Annotated in this window: 16 protein-coding genes; 7 read left to right on the top strand and 9 right to left on the bottom strand. The window is 72.4% G+C overall.

The genetic code is table 11. The features are described from left to right. Positions 1-49: 49 nt before the first annotated feature. Both cobA and FHU40_RS22440 read left to right on the top strand, forming a co-directional pair. The gene (cobA, locus tag FHU40_RS22435) at positions 50-1,273 is read left to right on the top strand and encodes a uroporphyrinogen-III C-methyltransferase (RefSeq protein ID WP_183594666.1); all 1,224 of its coding nucleotides are present in this window, start codon (positions 50-52) and stop codon (positions 1,271-1,273) included. Next, the gene (locus FHU40_RS22440) at positions 1,273-2,076 is read left to right on the top strand and encodes a TrmH family RNA methyltransferase (RefSeq protein WP_183594667.1); all 804 of its coding nucleotides are present in this window, start codon (positions 1,273-1,275) and stop codon (positions 2,074-2,076) included. The genes cobA and FHU40_RS22440 overlap by 1 nt, the downstream gene beginning before the upstream one ends. A 106-nt stretch (positions 2,077-2,182) precedes the next feature. On the opposite strand, the gene FHU40_RS22445 is transcribed toward FHU40_RS22440, so the two are convergent. Together FHU40_RS22445 and def are read right to left on the bottom strand one after the other, a co-directional pair. After that, positions 2,183-3,319: a magnesium and cobalt transport protein CorA gene (locus FHU40_RS22445; protein ID WP_183594668.1), complete on the bottom strand. Its 1,137-nt coding sequence runs from the start codon at positions 3,317-3,319 to the stop codon at positions 2,183-2,185. Positions 3,320-3,438: 119 nt separating this feature from the next. Next, on the bottom strand, positions 3,439-4,023 hold the full coding sequence (gene def, locus FHU40_RS22450; protein WP_183594669.1) for a peptide deformylase: 585 nt from the start codon (positions 4,021-4,023) through the stop codon (positions 3,439-3,441). Positions 4,024-4,104: 81 nt separating this feature from the next. Between def and FHU40_RS22455 the strand changes: the two genes are divergently transcribed. Both FHU40_RS22455 and FHU40_RS22460 read left to right on the top strand, forming a co-directional pair. After that, entirely contained in the window at positions 4,105-5,481 is a 1,377-nt protein-coding gene (locus FHU40_RS22455) for an acyl-CoA dehydrogenase family protein (RefSeq protein ID WP_183594670.1), read from the top strand. After that, a complete protein-coding gene (locus FHU40_RS22460) occupies positions 5,478-6,692 on the top strand; it encodes an acyl-CoA dehydrogenase family protein (protein WP_183594671.1) in 1,215 nt (404 codons plus the stop codon). Before FHU40_RS22455 ends, FHU40_RS22460 begins: the two co-directional genes overlap by 4 nt. Positions 6,693-6,700: 8 nt before the next feature. Here FHU40_RS22460 and FHU40_RS22465 read toward each other — a convergent pair whose 3' ends face one another. Together FHU40_RS22465 and galK are read right to left on the bottom strand one after the other, a co-directional pair. Further along, positions 6,701-7,255 (bottom strand): histone, encoded by a 555-nt coding sequence (locus FHU40_RS22465; protein ID WP_183594832.1) that lies wholly within the window; start codon positions 7,253-7,255, stop codon positions 6,701-6,703. Positions 7,256-7,330: 75 nt separating this feature from the next. Further along, positions 7,331-8,512 carry a galactokinase gene (galK, locus tag FHU40_RS22470; protein WP_183594672.1) on the bottom strand — a complete coding sequence of 394 codons (1,182 nt, stop codon included), beginning with the start codon at positions 8,510-8,512 and terminating at the stop codon, positions 7,331-7,333. 56 nt (positions 8,513-8,568) lie between these two features. Between galK and FHU40_RS22475 the strand changes: the two genes are divergently transcribed. Continuing rightward, the gene (locus tag FHU40_RS22475) at positions 8,569-10,005 is read left to right on the top strand and encodes a GuaB1 family IMP dehydrogenase-related protein (protein WP_183594673.1); all 1,437 of its coding nucleotides are present in this window, start codon (positions 8,569-8,571) and stop codon (positions 10,003-10,005) included. A 9-nt stretch (positions 10,006-10,014) separates the two neighbouring features. Here the strand turns inward: FHU40_RS22475 and FHU40_RS22480 are convergent, their stop codons facing one another. From FHU40_RS22480 to FHU40_RS22495, 4 genes are all read right to left on the bottom strand, one after another. Next, entirely contained in the window at positions 10,015-11,802 is a 1,788-nt protein-coding gene (locus tag FHU40_RS22480) for a BCCT family transporter (protein WP_183594674.1), read from the bottom strand. Between the two features lie 467 nt (positions 11,803-12,269). Then, positions 12,270-12,863, bottom strand: a complete 594-nt coding sequence (locus FHU40_RS22485; protein WP_183594675.1) for a LysR family substrate-binding domain-containing protein — start codon at positions 12,861-12,863, stop codon at positions 12,270-12,272. A 7-nt stretch (positions 12,864-12,870) separates the two neighbouring features. Beyond that, complete coding sequence (locus tag FHU40_RS22490) at positions 12,871-13,134, bottom strand: GlsB/YeaQ/YmgE family stress response membrane protein (protein WP_183594676.1); 264 nt, start codon at positions 13,132-13,134, stop codon at positions 12,871-12,873. Between the two features lie 67 nt (positions 13,135-13,201). Further along, on the bottom strand, positions 13,202-14,425 hold the full coding sequence (locus tag FHU40_RS22495) for a hypothetical protein (RefSeq protein ID WP_183594677.1): 1,224 nt from the start codon (positions 14,423-14,425) through the stop codon (positions 13,202-13,204). Between the two features lie 94 nt (positions 14,426-14,519). Between FHU40_RS22495 and fadD1 the strand changes: the two genes are divergently transcribed. Together fadD1 and FHU40_RS22505 are read left to right on the top strand one after the other, a co-directional pair. Then, the gene (gene fadD1, locus FHU40_RS22500) at positions 14,520-16,109 is read left to right on the top strand and encodes a fatty-acid--CoA ligase FadD1 (protein ID WP_183594678.1); all 1,590 of its coding nucleotides are present in this window, start codon (positions 14,520-14,522) and stop codon (positions 16,107-16,109) included. A gap of 74 nt (positions 16,110-16,183) precedes the next feature. Continuing rightward, the gene (locus FHU40_RS22505; RefSeq protein WP_183594679.1) at positions 16,184-17,668 is read left to right on the top strand and encodes an LCP family protein; all 1,485 of its coding nucleotides are present in this window, start codon (positions 16,184-16,186) and stop codon (positions 17,666-17,668) included. A 32-nt stretch (positions 17,669-17,700) separates the two neighbouring features. Here the strand turns inward: FHU40_RS22505 and FHU40_RS22510 are convergent, their stop codons facing one another. Further along, entirely contained in the window at positions 17,701-19,659 is a 1,959-nt protein-coding gene (locus FHU40_RS22510) for a CHAP domain-containing protein (RefSeq protein ID WP_183594680.1), read from the bottom strand. Between the last annotated feature and the right edge of the window lie 142 nt (positions 19,660-19,801).

A 19,801-nucleotide genomic window follows, 5' to 3' on the forward strand; every position in this document is an offset into this window, starting at 1 on the left:
TCGTCGAGCCGTGCCCAGGACCCCGGCCGGGCCGGGCGATGATGGCCCGATGGACGACTTCGCGACGTACCCCTCCGGCCTGCGCCTCGCCGACCGGCGCGTCGTCGTGGTGGGCGGCGGCCATGTCGCCCAGCGACGACTCCCCGCCCTGATCGCCGCCGGAGCCGACGTGTACGTCGTGTCCCCGGAGGTCACTCCGGCGATCGAGGGCCTGGTCGGCGCCGGCGAGGTCACGTGGCACGAGCGCGGCTTCGCGGCGTCCGACCTCGACGACACCTGGTACTGTATCGCCGCGACCGCCGACCGCGAGGTCAACGAGGCGGTCTCGGCGGCGGCCGAGGAGCGGCGGGTCTTCTGCGTGCGCTCCGACGACGGCACCCGGGCGACGGCGTGGACGCCGGCCACCGGCCGCCACGACGGGGTGACCGTCGCCGTGCTGTGCAACCGCGAGCCGCAGCGCTCGGCGCGGATCCGCGACGAGATCGTCGAGGAGCTGCGCGAGGGCGCCATCGCCACCCGACAGCAGCGTTCCCACGCGGCCGGCGTGGTGCTGGTCGGCGGCGGTCCGGGCGACCCGGAGCTGATCAGCATCGCCGGCCGCAAGGCGCTGATGGACGCCGACGTCGTGGTCGCCGACCGGCTGGCGCCGCGCGAGCTTCTGGGCGACCTCCCCTCGGACGTCGAACTGTTCGACGTCGCGAAGCTGCCGCGGGGGCGCAGTGCTCAGCAGGAGGAGATCAACCGGATCATCGTCGAGCGCGCACTCGCCGGAAAGCGGGTGGTGCGCTTCAAGGGCGGCGACAGCTTCGTCTTCGGTCGCGGCTACGAGGAGATCATCGCCTGCCGCGAGGCCGGCGTGCCGGTGACGGTGATCCCGGGCCTCTCGAGCCCGGTCGCGGTGCCCGCCGTGGCGGGCATCCCGGTCACCCATCGCGGCGTCACCCACGAGTTCACGGTCATCTCCGGGCACCTGCCGCCCGGCGACCCGGAGTCACTGGTCAACTGGGGCGCGGTGGCGGGCCTGACCGGGACCGTGGTGCTGATGATGGCCGTGCAGAACGCCCCGGCGATCGCGGCTGCGCTGGTCACGGGCGGGCGCGCCGAGGCGACGCCGGTCGCGGTCGTCGCCGACGGCACGATGCCGGGGGAGCGCACCGTGCTCGCGACGCTGGGCACCCTGGCCTCCGTGCTGGAGGCCGAGCAGGTCCGGCCGCCGGCGATCATCGTCGTCGGAGAGGTCGTGCGGGTCGCCCACCCCGAGGCGTTCGCCTAGTGGCCACCCTCGTCGAGATCACCGATCCCGCCGACCCGAGGCTGGCCGACTACCGCGACCTGCGCGACGTCGAGCTGCGCAAGCACCTCGAGGCGGAGCACGGGCTCTTCCTGGCCGAGGGCGAGAAGGTGGTGCGCCGGGCCGTCGCCGCGGGCTTCCCACCCCGGTCCTTCCTGATGGCACCACGCTGGCTCGACGGGCTGGCCGACGAGCTCGCGGCCTCCGACGTGCCCTGCTACGTGGTCTCCGAGGCGCTGGCCGAGGAGGTGACCGGCTTCCACGTGCACCGCGGCGCGCTCGCGTCGCTGGAGCGCACGCCGCTGCCGCCGGTCGAGTCGGTGCTCGCCTCGGCCCGCTCGATCCTGGTGCTCGAGGACATCGTCGACCACACCAACGTCGGCGCGATCTTCCGCTCGGGCGCCGCCCTGGGGTTCGACGCCGTGCTCCTGGCGCCGCGCTGCGCCGACCCGCTCTACCGGCGTTCGATCAAGGTCTCGATGGGTGCGGTGTTCACGACTCCGTGGACTCGGCTGCCCGACTGGCACGACGCGCTCCCGTCGCTGTCGCGGGCCGGCTTCACCACCGTCGCGCTGACGCTGGCCGAGGACGCCGTACCCGTCGAGGACGCCGTCGCCGGGATCGACCGGGTCGCCCTGGTGCTCGGCTCGGAGGGGCACGGGCTCTCGCCGCGCTGGGAGCAGTCCGCCGACCGGCGCGCGATCATCCCCATGCGCGCCGGCATCGACTCGCTCAACGTCGCGGCCGCCACCGCGGTCGCCTGCTACGTCACCGCGCGCCGCTGAGGGCTCGAGCTCGACGGTGGCTGAGGTCTGAGCGAAGCGGACCTCGAGACCACCCTGGTGCTGAGGCCTCGAGACGCCGGTCCTCGCAGGCTCGGCCCGGGGCAGCTCAGATCCAGCGTCGTACCTTGAACACGCCCCACAGGGTGACGCTGACCAGCACCATCAGCACCAGGGCGAACGGGTAGCCGATGGACCAGTGCAGCTCGGGCATGTCGTCGAAGTTCATCCCGTAGACCGTGCCGATGAGGGTCGGCGCGAAGAGGATCGCGGCCCAGGCGGAGATCCGCTTGACGTCCTCGTTCTGGTCGATGCTGACCTTGGACAGCGCGCGCATCTCCTCGTTCTGGCGCTGCGCGACCAGGGTGGCGTTGACGGTGAGGATGTCGCGGAGCAGCTCGCGGAAGCCGTCGACCTGCTCGATGACCGCCGTGAGGTGGTCGTCGACGTCGCGCAGGTAACGCTGCAGCTCCTCGCCGGTGCCGTACTTCTCGAAGCCCGCGGTGAGGTGCTCGAGGACGCTCGCCAGCGGCTGGGTCGCGCGCTGGAACTCGATGACCTCGCGGGAGAGCTCGTAGATGCGCCGAGACACCCGCGGGTCGCTGCCGAAGACCTCGGTCTCGATCTCGTCGATGTCGTTGGCCAGGCCCGCCACAACGGGCCGGTAGCCGTCGACCACGCGGTCGAGGATCGCGTAGACGATCGCCTCCGGACCGAGCGCGAGCAGGTCCGGGTTGCTCTCCAGGCGGCGGCGTACGGCGGAGAGGTCCGGCGACTCGCTGTGCCGGACGGTGATCACGAAGTCCGCGCCGACGAAGACGTGCACCTCGCCGAAGTGCACCTCCTCGTGCGCGTCGTCGTAGTGCGCCGCGCGCAGCACCAGGAAGAGCGTGTCGCCGTACCGCTCCAGCTTCGGCCGCTGGTGGGCCTTGATCGCGTCCTCGACGGCCAGCTCGTGCAGGTCGAACTCGGCGGCCAGCGACCCGAGCTCGTGATCGTCGGGCCGGTAGAGGCCGATCCAGGCGACGGCGTCGTCGTGCCGGCGCAGGGACCGGTAGGTGTCGGCCAGGGAGGTGGGCGAGTCGATGCGGTCGCCGTCGACGTAGATCGCGCTGTCGACGACGCTGACCCGGTCGCCGGCGTGCTCGACGGCGTGGGCGGAGCCGGTGACGACGGGATGCTGAGCGACGGGCCGGCGGACCCGGCCGGTCAGCGAGCGGATCGGCTTGAAGCTGCGGTCGGACATGACGAGACCTCGCGGTGAGTGCGGTGAGTTCGAACGGAACGGCGGCAACTGTCGCTATGCACCGCAATCACCTCCTCGTCGTCAGCGGTCCTCAGGCCGTCGACAGGGTACGCCGAGGCTCACTCCGCGGGCCACTCCAGGGGGTACTCGGCGGCCGCCTTGTCGTGGGACTTCTGGAGCCGCTTGCGCAGCTTGGTCGGGAGCCGGTCCCCGAACACGGTGCCGACGGTGTGGTCGGTCTCGTGCTGCAGGCAGCGCGCGAGCAGGCCGTCGCCCGAGAACGACACCGGCTCGCCGTCGAGGCCGGTGCCGGTGACCGTGGCGGCGTCCGGCCGGGCGCACTCGACGAACGCGCCGGGGAAGGACAGGCAGCCCTCGTCGCCCTCGTCGAGCTGCCGGTCGCGGCCCTCGGGGAGGGCGAGCACGGGGTTGCAGACCACGCCGACGGTGTGCCGCCCGGACTCGTCGGGGCAGTCGAAGACGAACATCGCGACGTCCTCGCCGATCTGGCAGGCGGCCAGGCCGACCCCGTCGGCGGCGTACATCGTCGCGACCATGTCGGCCGCCAGGCTGCGCAGCGCGTCGTCGTACGTCGTGACCCGCTGCTGGGGCCGGTGCATGACCGGCGTGCCCCAGCGGGTGATGGGACGGACGCGGCCACCGGTCGGGAGCGGGCCGTGGGGTGCGAGCGGCTGGTCGGGCATGGGCAGGAGCGTAGTCAGCGTGTGACCGGACCCACCGACCGGACCGTAGCGCCGTGTGTAACTCGTAGTTACATTGACGCCATGTCCCTTCTCCCGAGCCTGCGACCGGGGGGCAGGCACGGCCTGGCGACGACCGAGTCACGCGATCCGATCGGGTACGCCGTGGCCGCCCTCTCCAGGCTCGCCCGGAGCGACGTCCTCGACCGACTCGGCATCCGCCGGCAGGCGGAGCAGGCGGTCTTCACCGCCACCCGCGGCGGCTTCCGCACCCTCACCAGGGCCAGCCGCGCCTTCAACCGGAGCGGGAGTCGGGGCACTGCTGGGGCCCGCCCGGCAGCCGCCCCGAGCACCGGAGTCTTCGATCTCACCCCGAGCGAGGACGAGCAGCTGCTGGTCGACGTCGTCACCGGGCTCGCGACCGACGTGCTGCGCCCGGCGGCCGCGGCCGCCGACGAGGCGTGCGCGGCACCCGACGGCGTCCTGCGGGCCGGGCTCGAGGTCGGGCTGCCGATCCTCGGCCTGCCGGAGTCGCTCGGCGGCGTGGCGGAGGAGCGCTCGGCGGTCGCCGGCGTGCTCGTCGCGGAGGCGCTCGCTCGTGGAGACCTCGGGCTCGCCGTCGCCTCGCTGGCCCCGGGAGCGGTCGCCACGGCCATCGGGCTGTGGGGCACCGACGCCCAGCAGCGGACCTACCTGCCGGCCTTCACCGGCGACGACGCCCCGGCCGCCGCGCTCGCGCTGACCGAGCCGACCGTGCTCTTCGATGCGATGTCGCCGGCGACGACCGCGACCCGCACGCCCGACGGCTTCGTGCTCGACGGCGTGAAGTCGGCGGTGCCCCGCGGCGCCGAGGCGGAGCTCTTCGTGGTCGGCGCGACGCTCGACGGCCGGCCGACGCTCTTCCTCGTCGAGGGCGGCACCGAGGGCCTCGACGTCGAGGCCGACCCGGCGATGGGCGTGCGGGCCGCCGACCTCTGCAAGCTCCACCTGCGCGGCGTCGAGGTCCCCGCGGACGCCGTGCTCGGCGCGACCGACGGCCCGCCGGCCGAGCAGGCGTACGTCGAGTGCGTGCGCCTCTCGCGCCTGGCCTGGTGTGCGCTCTCCGTGGGCGTCGGGCAGGCGGTGCTCGACTACGTCACGCCGTACGTCAAGGAGCGCGAGGCGTTCGGCGAGCCGATCGCCCACCGGCAGTCGGTCGCGTTCATGGTGGCGAACATCGCGATCGAGCTGCAGGCGATGCGGCTGCTCACCTGGAAGGCCGCCTCGCGGGCCGCCGCGGGCCATGACATCGCCCGCGAGGTCGCGCTCGCGCGCCGGCTGTGCGCCGAGAAGTCGATGCAGATCGGGCTCGACGGCGTGCAGCTGCTCGGCGGACACGGGTTCGTGAAGGAGCACCCGGTGGAGCGGTGGTACCGCGACCTGCGGGCGATCGGGATCCTGGAAGGCGGTGTCCTGGTATGAGCATCTCTCTCGACGATCCGCAGCGGTTCCGACCGCTCGTCGCGCAGGCCCATCAGGTCGCGATGAACATGCTGCGGCCGATCTCGCGCAGGTACGACAAGGCGGAGCACGACTACCCCAAGGAGCTCGACCTGCTCGCCGCCATGATCGACGGGCTGTCGGAGTCCGATGCCAGCGAGGGTGCCGGGGCCGCGGCTGTGAAGCGGTCCGCCGACGCCGACGATGGCTCGGTGCGGAACGGCGCGAACCTCGCCTCGGTCCTGTCGATCGCCGAGATGTGCTGGGGCGACGTCGGGCTGCTGCTCTCGATGCCGCGGCAGGGACTCGGCAACTCCGCGATCGCCTCGGTCGCGAGCCGGGAGCAGCACGAGCGCTTCGACGGGCTGTGGGCGTCGATGGCGATCACCGAGCCCGGCACCGGGTCCGACTCCGCCGGCATCCGGACGACGGCCGTGCTGGACGGCGACGAGTACGTCATCAACGGCGAGAAGATCTTCGTGACCTCCGGCGCGCGCTCCGACGCCGTGGTCGTGTGGGCGACGCTCGACCGGGACCTCGGCCGGGCCGCGATCAAGTCGTTCGTGGTGCCGAAGGGCACCCCGGGCATGACGGTCGAGCGCCTCGAGCACAAGCTCGGCATCAAGGCCTCCGACACCGCGACGATCCGGTTCGAGGACTGCCGGGTGCCGGCGGCGAACCTGCTCGGCTCACCCGAGATCGACGTCAAGCAGGGCTTCGCCGGCGCCATGGCGACCTTCGACAACACCCGGCCGCTCGTCGCGTCGATGGCGGTGGGCTGTGCGCGGGCCTCGCTCGACCTGACCCGCGAGCTGCTGGCGCAGGCGGGCGTCGAGATCGACTACGACCGCCCGGCGATCACCCAGCCGGCGGCCGCCGCCAAGCTCCTCCAGATGGAGGCCGACTGGGAGGCGGCGTACCTGCTGGTGCTGCAGGCGGCGTGGCTGGCCGACAACGGCCGGCCCAACTCGCTCGAGGCGTCGATGGCCAAGGCCAAGGCGGGGCGCGTCGGCTCGGACATCACGCTGTCGTGCGTGGAGCTCGCCGGCTCGGTCGGCTACAGCGAGTCGGAGCTGCTGGAGAAGTGGGCCCGCGACTCGAAGATCCTGGACATCTTCGAGGGCACCCAGCAGATCCAGCTGCTGATCGTGGCCCGTCGGGTGCTGGGCCTGACGAGTGCAGAGCTGCGGTAGCGGAACCGTCAGGCCTGATCGGGATCGGCCGGTGGGGCCTTCTTGGCGGGCTTCTTGGCAGGTGTCTTCTTGGCGGGGGCCTTCTTCGCCGGTGCGGTCTTCTGGGTGGGTGCCTTCGCAGCCGGGGCGGCCTTCTTCGCCGGCGCCGTCTTCTTGGCCGGCAGCTTGGCACTCGGGGTCGACGTGCGGGCCGGGGCCTTCTTCGCCGGGGCCGCCTTCTTCGCGGGTGCCTTCTTCGCGGGAGGCCGCGGCTTCGGCCTCATCTCGACGACCTCGACGACCTCGGCGACCTCGGCGACGTCGGCCGGCGTGGGCGGCTCCGCGGGGAGCGGCGGCACCACCGTTCGACCGGGCGCCGACGGAGGCGGCGGCGGAGCAGAGACCCGGTTGAGCCGCTCGGCGACGGTCTGGGCGACCTGGCCCGCCACGGTCAGGCCGAGCGACACCAGGCCGCGGGCCTGCTCGGCGGCCTTGCCGGCCGCGGCGCCCGGGTCGGCGGCGACGTTGCGGACCGCCGCGGCGACGGTCTCCTGCAGCTTCTCGAACGGCGACTTCTCGGGCACGCGGTCCTCCTCGGTCGGCGCGGTGCGGTCGGGGTCCTGTCTCGGATTCAAGCACGCCCCGGTTGGCCGAGCGTCTCAGCCCACCACGCCGGCGGCACCGGCCGGCTCGGCGAGGAGGTGCTGCGGCGGCCGGAACCCCGCTGCGGCGAACGCGGTGTCGACGGCCCGGACGACGGCGCCGAGCCGGTCGCCGGGCACCAGCGCGATCGACGAGCCACCGAACCCGCCTCCGGTCATCCGGGCGCCGACCGCCCCGGCCTCGATGGCGGTCGACACGGCCAGGTCGAGCTCAGCACAGGAGATCTCGAAGTCGTCGCGCATCGAGGCGTGCGAGGCCGCGAAGAGCCGACCCACCTCGGTCCAGTCGGTCGCCGCCACGGCGGCCACCGTGTCGGTGACGCGGGTGATCTCCGTGACAACGTGCGTCGCGCGTCGCCGGACCCGGTGATCGCCGATCGTGCGTACGTCGGCCAGGGTCGCGGGGCGCAGGCTGGTCAGGCCGAGCTGCGCGGCAGCCGTCTCGCAGTCGGCCCGTCGGGCGGCGTACCCGCCGTCCACCAGGGCGTGCCGGACCCGGGTGTCGGTCACCAGCAGCGTCAGCCCGGCATCGCCGAGGGGGAGTGGCACGTCGCGAGTCGGGTCGGAGGCGGCGTCGAAGTCGATCAGCAGCGCGCGGCCGACCGACGCGAGCAACGAGATCGTCTGGTCCATGCCGCCGGTCGGCGCCCCCGCCACCTCGGTCTCCGCGCGGATGCACGCGGCCACCAGCCGCCGCCGCAGGGCGGGCGAGTCGTCGACACCGGCCACCGCGCAGGCCGCGAGCGCCACCGAGCACTCGAGCGCCGCCGAGCTGGACAGGCCCGCGCCGAGCGGCACGGTCCCGTGCACCAGCACGTCGACGCCGGGCACCTCGATCCCGTCCTCGCGCAGCGCCCACAGCACGCCGGCGGCGTACGCCGCCCAGCCCGAGACCCGGCCGGGCCCGAGCGTGTCGACGGTGCCGGCGAACGGCGACCCGGAGTCGCCGCTCGAGATCCGCACCACATCGTCGCGGCGGGGCGCCACGGCGGCGTAGGTCGCGTGTGGCAACGCGATCGGCAGCACGAGGCCGCGGTTGTAGTCGGTGTGCTCGCCGATCAGGTTGACGCGCCCCGGCGCCCGTCCGACGACCGCCGGCGGGCGGTCGTAGGCCGACTCGAACTGCGCGCGGGCCTCGGCGGCCAGCTCCGACGGGTCACCCGGTGGGACGAACGGCATGACCACACCCTAGGAGCGCGCCGTGGATGCCCGCGCCGCCCGTAGACTGCCGCAACGTGCAGTTCCTCGATGTGACGCCTCCGCAGCACGACCTGACCTACGACGACGTGTTCATGGTCCCGCGGCACTCCGCGGTCGCCAGCAGGTACGACGTCGATCTCGCCACCGACGACGGCACCGGTGCGACCCTCCCGCTGGTCGTGGCGAACATGACCGCGATCTCGGGCAAGCGGATGGCCGAGACCATCGCCCGACGCGGTGGCCTCGCGGTCATCCCGCAGGACATCCCCACGACGGTGGTCGCCGACGTCGTCGCCTTCGTGAAGGCGCGACACCTCGTCTTCGACACGCCGATCGAGCTCGCACCGCACCAGACGGTCGCCGAGGCGCTGGCGCTGATCCCCAAGCGGGCGCACCGGGCCGCGGTGGTGGTCGACGGCGGCCGGCCGGTCGGCATCGTGTCGGAGGACGACTGCAGCGAGGTCGACCGGTTCGCCCAGGTCGGCCAGGTGATGCGGCCCGTCGAGGTGCGGCTCCAGGCGGACGCCGACCCGCGCGCCGCGTTCGACGCGCTCGACAGCGCCCACGTGCCCGTCGCCGTCGCGGTCGACGGCCAGGGCGGGCTGGTCGGCGTGCTGACCCGCAACGGCGCGTTGCGAGCGACGCTGTACAAGCCGGCCGTCGACGCCCGGGGCGGGTTGCGGATCGCCGCGGCGGTCGGGGTGAACGGTGACGTCGCGCTCAAGGCTGGGGAGCTGCTGGACGCGGGCGTCGACTGCCTCGTCGTCGACACGGCACACGGGCACCAGGACCGGATGCTCGAGGCGCTGCGCGCGGTGCGCGCGCTCGACCCGCAGGTGCCGGTCGTGGCGGGCAACGTGGTGGCCGCCGACGGCACCCGCGCCCTGATCGAGGCGGGCGCCGACATCGTCAAGGTCGGCGTCGGGCCCGGCGCCATGTGCACGACGCGGATGATGACCGGCGTCGGCAGGCCGCAGTTCTCGGCCGTGCTCGAGTGCGCCGCGGCCGCCCGCGAGCTCGGCCACCACGTGTGGGCCGACGGCGGCGTACGGCACCCTCGTGACGTCGCGCTGGCGCTGGCCGCCGGCGCGTCCTCGGTGATGATCGGGTCCTGGTTCGCCGGCACCCACGAGTCGCCGGGCGACCTCATGCACGACGCCGACGGCCGGGCGTTCAAGACCTCCTTCGGCATGGCCTCCGCGCGGGCGGTCGCCAACCGCACGAGCGCCGAGTCGGCCTACGACCGCGCCCGCAAGGGCCTCTACGAGGAGGGCATCTCGTCGTCGCGGATGTACCTCGACCCGCTCCGGCCCGGCGTCGAGGACCTCGTCGACCAGATCTGCTCGGGCGTCCGGTCGGCATGCACGTACGCCGGGGCCGCCTCGCTCGCGGAACTGCACGAGCGGGCGGTCGTCGGCGTGCAGAGCACCGCCGGATTCACCGAGGGTCGCCCGCTGGCGACGAGCTGGTAGCGAGGCCGCTCAGTCGGGCGCCGGGTCGGCCGAGTCGGACCCGTTGGACGACGAGGTGATCGACCAGTCGGCGGAGTTCTCCGGATCGTGGTCGACGGCGATCACGAAGTCGTCGCCATGGGCGGTGACGCCGGTGACGACGGCCTGAGCGACCGCCTCCTCGGCGTACTTGCGGCGCACGACGAGCGGGTCGGACCGCAGGTCCTTCACCAGCGCCACCGCCAGGCCGACCATCACCAGGACGAACGGCAGCGCGGCGACGATCGTGATGTTCTGCAGCCCGGTGAGGGCGTCGTCCCCGCCGATGAGCAGCATCACCGCGGCGACGGCACCGGTGGCGACACCCCAGAAGATGACCGTCGGACGCGTCGGGTGCTGGGTGCCCCGTTCGGAGAGGGTGCCCATCACGATGGAGGCGGCGTCGGCGCCGGAGACGAAGAAGATGCCGACCAGCACCATCACCAGCACGCTCGTCAGCGTCGCCCACGGGAAGGCCTCGAGGGTGGTGAAGAGCTGTGACTCCGTCACCCCGCCGCCGGCGCCGGCGATGTCGGTGCCGGTCTGCTGCAGGTCGATGGCGGCGCCACCGAAGATGCAGAACCAGACCAGGCTGACCAGGCTGGGCACCAGCAGCACCCCGGCCACGAACTGGCGCACGGTGCGGCCCCGGGAGATCCGGGCGATGAACATGCCCACGAACGGCGTCCAGGAGATCCACCAGGCCCAGTAGAAGACCGTCCAACTCTCCAGCCACGCGTTGGTGTCGCCGCCCTCCGCACCGGTGCGGGCGGCCATCGTGGGCAGGTCGGCGAGGTAGCTGCCGAGCGAGGTCGGCACCAGGTTGAGCATGAACACGGTCGGGCCGACCACGAACAGGAAGAGGGCGAGTGCGAGCGCCAGCACCATGTTGATGTTGGAGAGCCACTGGATGCCCTTCGCGACCCCCGAGACCGCGGACAGGATGAAGGCGGCGGTGAGGACGGCGATGATCCCGACCAGCACGGCGTTGCCGACCTCGCCGATGCCGCCGACGATCTCGAGGCCGCTGCTGATCTGGAGGGCGCCGAGGCCCAGGGAGGCGGCCGACCCGAACAGCGTGGCGAAGATCGCCAGCATGTCGATCACCTTGCCCCAGGCGCCGTGGGCCCGCTCGCCGATCAACGGCTCGAAGGCCGCGGAGATCAGCTGGAGCCGGCCCTTGCGGTAGACGCCGTAGGCGATCGCGAGCCCGACCACGGCGTAGATCGCCCAGGGGTGCAGGGTCCAGTGGAAGAGCGTGGTGGCCATCGCGTGCTGCACGGCCTCGGGGTTCCCGGGTTCGCCCGTGCCGGGCGGCGGTGTCACGAAGTGCGCGATCGGCTCGCTGACGCCCCAGAACATCAGCCCGATGCCCATCCCGGCGCTGAACATCATCGCGATCCACGACACGGTCCGGAACTCCGGCTCCTCGTCGTCGCGGCCGAGCGGGATGTTGCCGTATCTGCTGGCCGCCAGCCAGATCACGAAGACCACGAACGTGCTCGAGGCGGTGACGAACAGCCAGCCCATGTCCTCCATCACCCAGGTGAGGGCGCTGCTGGAGGCGTCGCCGAGGCTGCTCGTGCTGACGAACCCCCACACCAGGAACGCGATCGCGATCGCCGCGGTCACGCCGAAGACGATCCAGTCGACGCCCGGACGGCTCGGCCGGGCCTCCTCGATGGGGCGGTCCAGCGCCGGGTGGGGGACGACGTCGGCCGCGGGCGCCCGCACGGCGTCGGCCACCCGGCGGGACGGGCGGTGCTGCTGAGTAGTCACTAGAGGCCCCTACCCGGGCCCGGTGACGGGCGAAACCTCCTGATGAGAAACCGGTCGGGCTACCTGCTGGCGGAGTGAGTGGCGGCCTGGGTATCGGGCGCCTGATGAACCTGCGGCCCGTGGTGCCCGAGCCCGCTCCGGCCCGGATCACCTCGTTTCCCCGGCCGCCCGGGGAAACGAGCGGGACACGCCGACGCGCCCCGGCGATCGCCCGCGTCCGGGCTCCCGGGGCGGGGGAGTTGCGTCGTCCCGGTGGAACACCCACCGCCCAGTGCCGCCAGCCGGATAGTCCGTCACGAACCGGTTGCCCCACCACCGGAACGGCAGCCAGAACGTGACGGACTATCCCGGGCCGCGGGCCTCGCAGGCGGACCGACGAGCCGTCACCACCCACCCGCCTGCGCCCGTCGCCAGCCCTTCGATCGCCATCCGCGCCACGGGCCAGCCGCGGACACCGGCGCATGGGCTCACCCGCGCGAGCTGCGCTCCGTCCGACCGCGCACGATCCCGATGAAGCGCTGCACCCAGGGGTCCTCGTTATCCATCAGCCAGGCCAACCCGACCTGGGTCGGCTCCAGATCGGTGACCACGCGATAGGTGACGTCCTTGCGGTGGTGCAGCCGAGCCACCGACATGGGCACGATGACGACGCCGGTGCCGCTGGCGACGACCTCGACGGCGTCCGCGACCGACATCGGCGGCCAGGCGAGCTGCTCGGCGTCCGGGGTCCAGCCCGAGCGGTGGGGGAGCACCAGCTGCTCGTCGGCGAGGTCGGCGAGGGTGACGTCCTCGGCGAGCGTGAGCAGGTGCTCGATGCCCATCACCGCGACCGGCAGCTCGTCGTACAGCGGGATGCAGTGCAGCCCGTCGCGGTCGATCGGCAGCCGCACGATCGACATGTCGAGGGTGCCGGCCCGGAGCCGGGTCTCCTGCTCCTCCTCGACGACCGGCACCAGATCGAGCGGGTCGCGGGCGTAGCGGGTGCGCCAGGTGCGCGCCCACTTGTCGGGCGTCGCACCGGTGACGAAGCCGACCCGGAAGTGCCCGAACGCCTGGCTCAAGCCGGGGTCACGCGGCCTTCGAGCGCCCCGCGAGCCAGCGCCACAGGGCCGTCACGATGAGCGCACCGGCGAGCGAGCCGATGATGCCGCTCGCGCGCAGCTCGATGCCGTCGCCGGCGAGCAGGCTGATCAGCAGCCCACCGACGAACGACCCGACGAGGCCGGCCACGATCGCCATCGTCCAGTCGATGCCGCCACCGTCGCGACCGAGGATGAGCTGTGCGCCGGCGCCGATCAGCATGCCGAACAGGATGAGACCCAGGATGAGCATGGCCCGAAGCCTAGTGCTGCCGGGCCCCTCCGCACCGCGCAACGCGGATCGTGTCGGCCGGTGTACCTCAGACCGGGGTGATCGGCAGCGACCGCCGCGGCGCGAACTCGAACGCCGCCCCGGTGCTGAACCGGGTGACCGCCACCTCGGCGGCCTCAGGCGCGGGCTCTGCTCGACGTACGACGGTCGCGGTCCACGCGTCGTCGACGCCGTCGACCTCGACGTCGAGGTGCGGGTCGACCGCACGCACGATCGCCTGGAGCGCCGCGAGGCGTCCCGGGCCGCAGAGCGCGAGCCAGCCGCCGTCGTCGTGTGCGGCCGAGGGCCGTACGGTCAGCCGGCTCGCGTCGACGTCGGCGTCGACGTACGCCGCGGGGTTGAGCACCGGGTGCAGCTCCAGGATCCGCAGCGGGTCGTCGGTGCCGAGCGCCCGCGAGATCCGCTCGGCCGCGATGCCGGCGACGCCGACCAGCTGCTTGGTGGCGATCTCGTGGGCCTGCTCGCCGTCGCCGGCCCGCTTGTCGACCGCGAGCCGGAAGGACAGGTTGAGCAGGTGCATCTGCAGGCAGACCTCGTCGGCGATCCGCACCAGCGCGGAGTGGGAGAACGCGCCGAAGTCGAGGTCGGAGAGCAGCGGTCCGGAGTAGTCCGACGCGCCCTCGTCGGTGGGATCGATCGGGTCCAGCTCGAGCTGCGCCGCACGGGTCCGCACGATGACGTAGTAGGGCTCGAGCGGTGCCACCTCCGGATGCGCGTCGTCGATGACCACGGTCCACTCGCAGTGCGGGCGTCGGTCGGCGGCCAGGTCGTCGGCGCTGCGGGGCGGCCGGTGCACGGGCCGTACCCGGGCCCTGGGGTTGGTCGCCACCGCGGTCGCGTCGAAGGTCGGGTCCTCGATGTCGTGGCACATCGAGCGGACGTAGCTTTCGCCCATGGGCTCGACGTCCATCAGCGCGCCGCAGTGGTCGAGGTGGAACCTGCCGTGCCACCGATCCTGTACGTCGTAGCGGAAGTCCATGAACTGCGGCGGGGCGCCGATGTCGAGCTGGAGCCCCTTGAAGATCGTCACGACGTCGATGCCCTCGTAGCGCAGCGCGCGCTGCATCCGGCGCGTGTAGACGGGGCTCGACCCGGCCCACTCCTCGACGGCCACCCGGGCCATCTCCTCGCGGCCCCACGCCGAGATGCACCACGCCATCCCGGAGCGGTCGATCAGCTGCCCGACGAGCAGCAGCTCGGGCACGAGCGTGGCCAGCTCGGCGCGGGTGAGGCCGGCGTATCGGCTGGTCATCGGGGGCGCTCCCTCGGTCCGTCTCGGCTAGAACGCGTTGCAGTTTGCCCTATGGTCGCCTAGTTTGACACGCGTCAACCCGCGAGGAGGGGGCATGGCCGAGACCATCCAGCAGCTCCTGCGCGAGCGCGCGGACGACGCCGGCACGGCGATCCGCTGGGGCGAGGTGAGCTGGACCTGGTGGGAGTACGTCGCCGAGTCGTCCGCGATCGCCGCCGCGCTGCTCGGCATCGCCGACCGGTCCCGGCCCCTACACGTCGGCACGCTGCTCGGCAACACGCCGGACATGCTGCACGCGATGGCGGCGGCCGGCCTCGGCGGCTACACCCTGTGCGGGATCAACACCACCCGGCGCGGGGAGGGGCTGTGCGCCGACATCCGCCGCGCCGACTGCCAGCTGCTCGTGACCGACGCCGAGCACCGATCGCTGCTCGAGGGGCTCGACCTCGACGACGTACGCGTCCTGGACACGTCGTCGCAGGAGTGGACCGACCTCCTCGCCGCCGCGGGCACGTTGACGCCGTACCGCGAGGTCGAGGCCACGGACACGTTCATGATGATCTTCACCTCCGGCACCAGTGGCGACCCGAAGGCCGTGCAGGTGAGCCACCTGATGGTGCTGTTCTCGGGTCTCAACCTCCAGGGTCGGTTCGAGCTCGGCCCCGACGACGTCTGCTACGCGGCGATGCCGCTCTTCCACTCCAACGCCGTGGTCGCCGGCTGGAGCCCGGCGGTGTGCGCGGGCGCCACGATCGTGCCGGCCAGGTTCAGCGCCTCGGGCTTCCTGGCCGACGTGCGGCGGTACGGCGTGACGTACCTGAACTACGTCGGCAAGCCGCTCGCCTACGTGCTCGCGACCCCGGAGCGACCGGACGACGCCGACAACCCGCTGCGGGTGGCCTTCGGCAACGAGGCCAGCGACCGCGACATCCGGGAGTTCGGCCGCCGCTTCGACTGCGAGGTCTCCGACGGCTTCGGCTCCACCGAGCTCGCGGTGATCATCACCCGCGAGCCCGGCACCCCCAACGGATCGATCGGCAAGGGCTTCGAGGGCGTCGCGATCTACGACCCGGAGTCCGTGACTGAGTGCGCCGTCGCGGAGTTCGACGCCGACGGCCGGCTCGTCAACGCCGACGCCGCGGTGGGGGAGCTGGTCAACACGACCGGCGGCGGGTACTTCGGTGGCTACTACAACGACCAGGCCGCCAACGACGACCGGATGCGGCACGGCATGTACTGGTCCGGCGACCTCGCCTACCGCGACGCCGACGGCTGGATCTACCTCGCCGGCCGCACGGCCGACTGGATGCGGGTCGACGGCGAGAACCTCGCCGCCGCGCCGATCGAGCGGGTGCTCCAGCGGCTCGATGCGGTCAACCGGGTCGCGGTGTACGCCGTGCCCGACGAACTGGTCGGCGACCAGGTGATGGCCGCGGTCGTGCTCCAGGACGATGCGACGCTCGCGCCGGCCGAGCTGGAGGCATTCCTCGGCGCCCAGGGGGACCTGTCCGCGAAGGCGTGGCCGCGCTATGTCCGGATCGCTCCCGACCTGCCCAGCACGGCCACCAACAAGGTGCTCAAGCGTGAGCTCGCGGCGCAGGGTCCGACGGCGGGCGACGGGGTGCTCTGGATCCGCGACGCGCGGGGGACGACGTACGCCGTCGACGGCTCGGTGCCGGCCTGAAGCTCCGGAATGCGGGTCGTCCCGGGACCTCGTTGGTACCGTGCTCCCCGGGATTTCGGCGGGGGAGGGTGCGCATGACGGTGACCGCGGGTCCGCCTGCGCCCGCAGCACAGCCGTCGCCGCGCCGCCCGAGCGGTGCTGCCGGCCGGCATCGGGCGGTCAAGGTCCGCGAGTTCCGGCGCGCCAAGACCCTCTCCGGTGCCCTCGGCGTCACGCTGCTGGGTGCCGCGCTGCCGGGCGCCGGTTACCTGTGGTCGCGACGACGGCTCGGGTACGTCGTCCTGGTGCCGTTCCTGATCGGCCTGGCCGGTGCGGCCTACTACGTCGGCGACCTGCACCGGGCGGTCGACTTCGCCTTCGACCCCGGCCGGCTCCAGGTCGCGTCGGTGGTGCTCGGCGTGGTGCTCGTGGCATGGGTCTTCGTGGTGGCGACGACGTACCTGATGGTGCGTCCGCTCGGCATGGCGATCCTCGAGAAGACGCTCGGAGTGATCGTCGTCGCGCTGCTGTGCGTGCTCGGCACCATCCCCGCCGTGCAGGCGGTGCGGATCGCGCACAGCCAGGCCGACCTCGTGGCCACCGTGTTCGACAACGAGCAGACGGCCACCGCACCCAAGAACGTCACGAAGGCCGACCCGTGGGCCGGCCGCGACCGGGTCAACGTCGTGCTCCTCGGCGGCGACGGGGGAGTCGGCCGCACCGGCATCCGCACCGACTCGGTGATCCTGCTGAGCATGGACACCCACAGCGGCAAGTCCGTGATGTTCAGCCTCCCGCGGAACATGATGAACGCGCAGTTCCCCGAGGACAGCCCGCTGCACGACGTCTTCCCGGACGGCTTCCGCGGCGAGGGCGACCCCGGCAGCTGGATGCTCAACGCGGTCTACGGCCAGGTGCCGGCGCTCTACCCGAACATCCTGGGCAAGTCGGAGAACGAGGGCGCCGACGCGGTCAAGCAGGCCGTGGCCGGCAGCCTGGGCACGCACGTGGACTACTACGTGCTGATCAACCTGCTCGGCTTCCAGCAGCTGGTCGACGCGATCGGTGGAGTCACCGTCAACATCAATGAGCCGATCGCGATCAACGGCAACACCGACGCCGGCATCCCGCCGACCGGCTACCTCGAGCCCGGCCCCGACCAGCACCTCGACGGCTTCCACGCGCTGTGGTACTCCCGCGGCCGGTGGGGCTCCGACGACTACCAGCGGATGCTGCGCCAGCGCTGCATGGTGAGCGCGATCGTCGACGCCGCCGACCCGCTGAACGTGCTGCGCCGGTACCAGGACCTCGCCGCCGCCGGCAAGGAGATCCTCCGCACCGACGTGCCCCGCGACCTGATGCCCGCCTTCGTCGACCTGGCGCTGAAGGTGAAGGAGAAGAAGATGCGCTCGATCGCCTTCGTCTCCTCGGACCGGTTCTTCTCCGGCGATCCCGACTTCGAGTGGATGCAGTCCGTCGTCGCCAAGGCGCTCGGCCCCAAGACCAAGGGCGGCGAGAAGGACGACCCGGGCAAGGCCGTCAAGACCGAGAACGCCTGCGGCTACCACCCCGTGGACTGACCGGGGTATCCCCGCCCGGAGCGCCCGGCGGGTCAGCGCTTGGGCGCCGGCATCCGGATCGCGGCCTTGCGGATCGACTTCGAGACCGTCGGGCTCCCGGTGTAGCCGACCCGCGCGGGGTGCTTGCCCTTCTTGAGCCCGACCACCACGACCCGGGCCACGCCGTGCTTGTTGAGCGCGACCTTCTGCCGGAAGCCGCCCTTGACGCGGACCGCCACGTTGCCCTGGACGGTCGGGACGTAGCGGGCCACGACCCGGATCACGAGCCGCACCCCGTGGCGCAGCTGGACGCGCTGGACCTGGATCCGGGGGAGCACCTTCACCCGGGCCGTCGACGGCGTGCTGAGCGCGGCGACGTCGTAGCCCGCCCGGCTCGTGGTCACGCTCGCCGTGAGGCGGGTGCCGAGATCGGCCGGCGTCACCCGGTACGTCGTCGCGACGGCGTCGGGGATCGGCTGGCCGTCGCGCAGCCACTGCACGGCGGCGGTCGCGTCGGCGGGCCGGTAGGTCCCGGGGCTGACCGTCAGGGTGCGGCGCGGGCGCGCGTCACCGGCGATCGCCGGCTTCTTGCGGACCCGGATCGTGCCGGGCGCGACCGGAGCGCTGGCCGCGGTGGGGACGGCCGCGTCGGCGTACCCCTTGCGAACCGCGGTCACAGCCGCGGACACGGTGCGGCCGGCCAGGTCGGGCGTGAGGGTCAGCGTGGTGCCGGTGGCGCCGGCGATCGGCTGCCCGTCGACGTACCAGCTGTAGGCGTACCCGGACGGCACCGGGCTCCAGGCTCCCGTGTCGAGCCTGAGCTTCTTCTCGACCTTGGCGTTGCCGCTGATGACCGGGGCGATCGTGTTCGCGAGGAGGCCGGGCTGGACCGGCCCGGTGGGCGCGGAGCTCGCGGTCTGGTCGTTGTACCCGCTTCGGGCAGCAGTCGTCTGCACCGACAGCACCTGACCGACCCGACCCTTGCCGAGGGCGACGCTCGACTTGGTCGCGCCCTTGATCGGCTGGCCGTTGGCGAACCACTGGTACTTCACCGAGCTCGCCGCCGGCGTCCACGTGCCGGCCGACGCGGTCAGTCGGGTGCCGACCCGCGCGTCACCGGAGATCATCGGGGCGGCGGTGTTCTGCACGGTCATGTCGGTGAAGTGGATGAAGCCGCTCGGCCAGTTGCCGCTCGACCGGGTCACGCGCGCCCACGAGAAGTCGCCGCGCCAGCTGTCCTGGGAGACGATGATCTCGTCTGCGGAGACCACCTGCTCGATGTAGGCCACGTGACCCGCGGAGCCGGCCGGGCCCTTGTTGGCCTTCCACCAGGCGACGGCGCCGACGGCCGGTGTGCCGTTCGTCAGCTGCGGGACGGAGGTCCCCCAGTACGTCGCGTTGCCGCCGCCGGACCACGGCCGGACGTTGGGCATGCCGTTCTGGACCATGCGGTAGGCGACGTAGTTCGTGCAGTTGTGGCCGGCGTACATCCGCCAGTACATCTTGTTGCCGGCCTGGGCGTACCCCGCGTGCCCCATGCCCGCGTTGGCGCAGGCCTGGTAGCCATAGCAGAGGTACGCGCTCTTCTTGAAGTTGAGCTGCGAGCGGGTCAGCCCGTCGGCGGCCGCGGCGCGCTCGCGCTCGAGCAGCGCCGCCTTGCTGTCCTCGTCGGCGGACTGCTGCTTCGGCTGGGCCTTCTCCTGGGCCTTCTCCTGAGCCCCGTCCTGGGTCTTCTCCTGCGTCTTCTTGTCAGCCTCCTGGCCCAACTGCTCGGCATCCGCCTGGGCGTCCGGCTCAGCCGGGTCCGTGGCGTCGCTCTCGCTCTCCGGGTCGGCCTCCTGCTGGTCGACCGTCGCCGCATCCGGCTGCGCCTCGCGCTGCTCCTGCCGGGGCTCGGACGTGGGGTCGTCGGGCGTGGCCGAGGTGGTCGGGGCGAACGCCACGAGGCTGCCGACGAGCGCGGTGGTCGCCGCTGCGATCAGCGGCGCACGGAGGCGGGAACGGAGCGACACGCGTGGGAGTCTAGGGACAAAAGTGCGCTCGTGGGAAACTTGTGAACGAATTTGTCAAGCGACACGCCGAACTACAATGGTTAAATTACAACAGTGTGATTTCGGTTCGCCTGAAGTCGATGACGGCGAGGCCCCCGCGCGA

The sequence above is a fragment of the Nocardioides soli genome (assembly GCF_014191495.1).
Classification (GTDB): domain Bacteria; phylum Actinomycetota; class Actinomycetes; order Propionibacteriales; family Nocardioidaceae; genus Nocardioides; species Nocardioides soli.

Bases quoted from the DNA above. Each gene is read 5' to 3' on its own strand.
- FHU40_RS22490 (WP_183594676.1), bottom strand. From the start codon at position 13,134: ATGCTCATCCTGGGTCTCATCCTGTTCGGCATGCTGATCGGCGCCGGC.
- FHU40_RS22495 (WP_183594677.1), bottom strand. From the start codon at position 14,425: ATGACCAGCCGATACGCCGGCCTCACCCGCGCCGAGCTGGCCACGCTC.
- FHU40_RS22505 (WP_183594679.1), top strand. From the start codon at position 16,184: ATGACGGTGACCGCGGGTCCGCCTGCGCCCGCAGCACAGCCGTCGCCG.
- def (WP_183594669.1), bottom strand. From the start codon at position 4,023: ATGCCCGACCAGCCGCTCGCACCCCACGGCCCGCTCCCGACCGGTGGC.
- cobA (WP_183594666.1), top strand. From the start codon at position 50: ATGGACGACTTCGCGACGTACCCCTCCGGCCTGCGCCTCGCCGACCGG.
- FHU40_RS22445 (WP_183594668.1), bottom strand. From the start codon at position 3,319: ATGTCCGACCGCAGCTTCAAGCCGATCCGCTCGCTGACCGGCCGGGTC.
- galK (WP_183594672.1), bottom strand. From the start codon at position 8,512: ATGCCGTTCGTCCCACCGGGTGACCCGTCGGAGCTGGCCGCCGAGGCC.
- FHU40_RS22460 (WP_183594671.1), top strand. From the start codon at position 5,478: ATGAGCATCTCTCTCGACGATCCGCAGCGGTTCCGACCGCTCGTCGCG.
- FHU40_RS22455 (WP_183594670.1), top strand. From the start codon at position 4,105: ATGTCCCTTCTCCCGAGCCTGCGACCGGGGGGCAGGCACGGCCTGGCG.
- fadD1 (WP_183594678.1), top strand. From the start codon at position 14,520: ATGGCCGAGACCATCCAGCAGCTCCTGCGCGAGCGCGCGGACGACGCC.